Genomic DNA, 2,572 nt, shown 5'->3' with positions numbered 1-2,572 from the left:
ATCGGGGCGGGCCGCAGTCAGCGGCGCGCGCCCCTTCCGTTGTTGCCGAGCCGGTCGTGCAGAGTGGTCAGATAGGGCACGAGCGCCCCTGCGAGGGCGCGGTCGAGCACGTCGATCCGGGCAATATAGGAGAGCGGGCCGGGCTCCGGCGTGGGCATGTCCTCGGGTGCGGGGATCTCGGGAATCACGCGCTCGGGGGCCCGGGCGTGTTCGTCCGTGGCGAGAACTGCCTCGTCGGGCGATTCGAGATCGTCCGGAGAGTCGGGGCCGTTCTCGGGCATGTCTTCGGTCCCGGCGGCGAAGGTTTCGGGCACTGCGACGTTGGTCTCGCCCGGCACAGGGGCGGAGAAGACCGACTCGGCGGCCTCGCCGGTGAGGGGCTGGTCCGGAGCTGAGGTGGAGAGATCCGAGCCGGGAGTGGGCGCTGTCACTGAGTCGTCCGGGAACTCGTCGTCGGCGAGAGCGGTTTCGGCGACGCGCTTGTCTTCGACGGTCCGGTCTTCCTCCTCAGCAGGATCAATCGGTTCGATGGCGTCGAGGGGCTCAGAGGCGGGCGCTGCGGCGATCTCCTCAGACTCGGGCAGGGCCTCCGACCCGGACAGCGCGTCCGGCCCGGCGAGCGTGGCTGGCTCGGGCATATTTTCAACTGGCGCCGCGTCGCGGGCGCGCTCTTCGAGCGACTGGTTGAGGAAGCCGGGCAGGGGATGGTCCGTCTCGATGAGCGGCGTGTCGTCGTCGTCGTGGTCCTCGACGATCACACGGCCGAAGAGGTCGATCTGGCGGTCAGGTGCGGCGGTAATTTCGGGTGCTTCGGCCTCGGCGGAGGCCGCGGTTGCGGCCGCAGGGGCCGGATTTTCAGGCGCCGAGAGGTGTTGGGGGGCGGGCATTTCCGCCATGGCTTCGGCTTCGAATGTGTCTTGCAGCTCCGGGGCCTCCGAGGTTGCTTCAGCCTCGACAGCCTCGACAGCCTCGACAGCCTCGACAGCCTCGACAGCCTCGACAGCCTCGACAGCCTCGACAGCCTCGACCTCAGTCGCCTCGGGCATAGGAGCCTCGGGAGGCGCGGCGGGCGGGATGGGGGCGAAGGGCAGGACGGTGCCGGTCTCGGGCTCGGCTTCGATGTAGGGCGCGTCCTCGATGATTTCCTCGGCCCCCGGCGCATCGGTGGGCAGCGGGGTCAGCGAGGCCACGTGGCGCACGCCCTGCTCGCGCAGGATCTTCTGCACGCCCTTGATGGTCATGCCGTCCTCGTGCAGCAGCTTCTTGATCCCCGCCAGCAAGCCGATATCGCCGGGCCGGTAGTACCGGCGCCCGCCGGCGCGCTTGACCGGCTTGACCTGCGTGAACTTGCTTTCCCAGAACCTCAGGACGTGGGCAGGGGTGTCCAGCAGCTCCGCAACCTCGCTGATGGTGCGGAAGGCATCGCGGGACTTGTTCATGGGACCTTATCCCTTGTTGCCGGCGGCGACGCGCTCTTTCATCTGATGCGACGGGCGGAAGGTCAGCACGCGGCGCGGCTGGATCGGGACCTCTTCGCCGGTCTTCGGATTGCGGCCGACGCGGGCCGCCTTGTCGCGGACCGAGAAGGTCCCGAAGGACGAGATCTTGACCTGCTCGCCCTCGACCAGAGCGGCGCTTTCATTGCGCGACAGCCCCACCTCGCGGAAGACAGCTTCGCTAAGATCCATACGTGTCAGAGTCTTTTCGCTCATACCCGTCCCTCCCGGTTTGAGGGCCAGCATGGGCCCCGGGATTTTACGAGTCAATATCAGGCACTTGCAGAGAGTGCCACAAAGCGCGGATTCGCCGGGAAAAAGCGGCTCACCAGCGCAGGACGACCGCGCCCCATGCCAGGCCACCGCCGATCGCCTCGGTCACCACCAGCTCGCCGCGGCGGATCTTGCCCTCGGCCTTGCCGACGGAGAGCGCCATGGGAATCGAGGCGGCAGAGGTATTGCCATGATCCTGGACGGTCACGATGACCTTTTCCATGGGCAGGCCAAGCTTCTTCGCGGTGCCCTGGATGATGCGGATGTTGGCCTGGTGCGGGACGATCCAGTCGATGTCCGCCCCGGTGAGCCCGGCCTTCTCCATCGCGGCCTCGGCGGTGGCGGCAAGCTTGCCGACCGCGTGGCGGAAGACCTCCTTGCCCTCCATCCGCAGGTGCCCGATGGAGTTGGTGCTGACGCCGCCGTCGACGTAGAGCAGGTCGCGGTAGCGGCCGTCGGAATGGAGGTCGACCGAGAGCACGCCACGGTCGTCCGAGGTGCCCTCGCCGGTGCCGGCCTCGAGGATCAGCGCGCCGGCGCCGTCTCCGAAAAGCACGCAGGTCGAGCGGTCGTTCCAGTCGAGGATGCGCGAGAAGGTCTCGGCCCCGATCACCATGACCCGGCGCGCGGCGCCCGACACGATGAGCGCGTTGGCGTTGGTCAGCGCGTAGACGAAGCCGGCGCAGACCGCCTGCACGTCGAAGGCGAAGCCCTGGTCCATGCCAAGCCGGGCCTGGACCATAGTCGCGGCCGACGGGAAGGTCAGGTCGGGGGTGGAGGTGGCGACGATCAGCGCGTCGAGA

At 68.2% G+C, this 2,572-nt stretch carries 3 protein-coding genes; all 3 read right to left on the bottom strand.

Translation table 11 applies throughout. The features are described from left to right. Positions 1-17: 17 nt before the first annotated feature. Entirely contained in the window at positions 18-1,439 is a 1,422-nt protein-coding gene (locus tag HC022_RS28845; RefSeq protein ID WP_217704100.1) for a MerR family transcriptional regulator, read from the bottom strand. Between the two features lie 6 nt (positions 1,440-1,445). Beyond that, entirely contained in the window at positions 1,446-1,712 is a 267-nt protein-coding gene (gene ihfA / locus HC022_RS23835) for an integration host factor subunit alpha (RefSeq protein ID WP_167454055.1), read from the bottom strand. A gap of 109 nt (positions 1,713-1,821) precedes the next feature. Further along, positions 1,822-2,572 (bottom strand): beta-ketoacyl-ACP synthase III (locus HC022_RS23830; protein WP_167454054.1); only part of this gene is annotated, 751 nt, incomplete at its 5' end.

This window comes from Salipiger sp. HF18, assembly GCF_011806505.1.
Lineage (GTDB): Bacteria > Pseudomonadota > Alphaproteobacteria > Rhodobacterales > Rhodobacteraceae > Salipiger > Salipiger thiooxidans.
The sequence above is the reverse complement of the archived record's forward strand: the minus strand, read 5'-3'. Positions and strand labels throughout refer to the sequence as shown.

Excerpts from the sequence above, each read along its gene's own strand:
- HC022_RS28845 (WP_217704100.1), bottom strand. The coding sequence starts at position 1,439 with ATGAACAAGTCCCGCGATGCCTTCCGCACCATCAGCGAGGTTGCGGAG.
- ihfA (WP_167454055.1), bottom strand. The coding sequence starts at position 1,712 with ATGAGCGAAAAGACTCTGACACGTATGGATCTTAGCGAAGCTGTCTTC.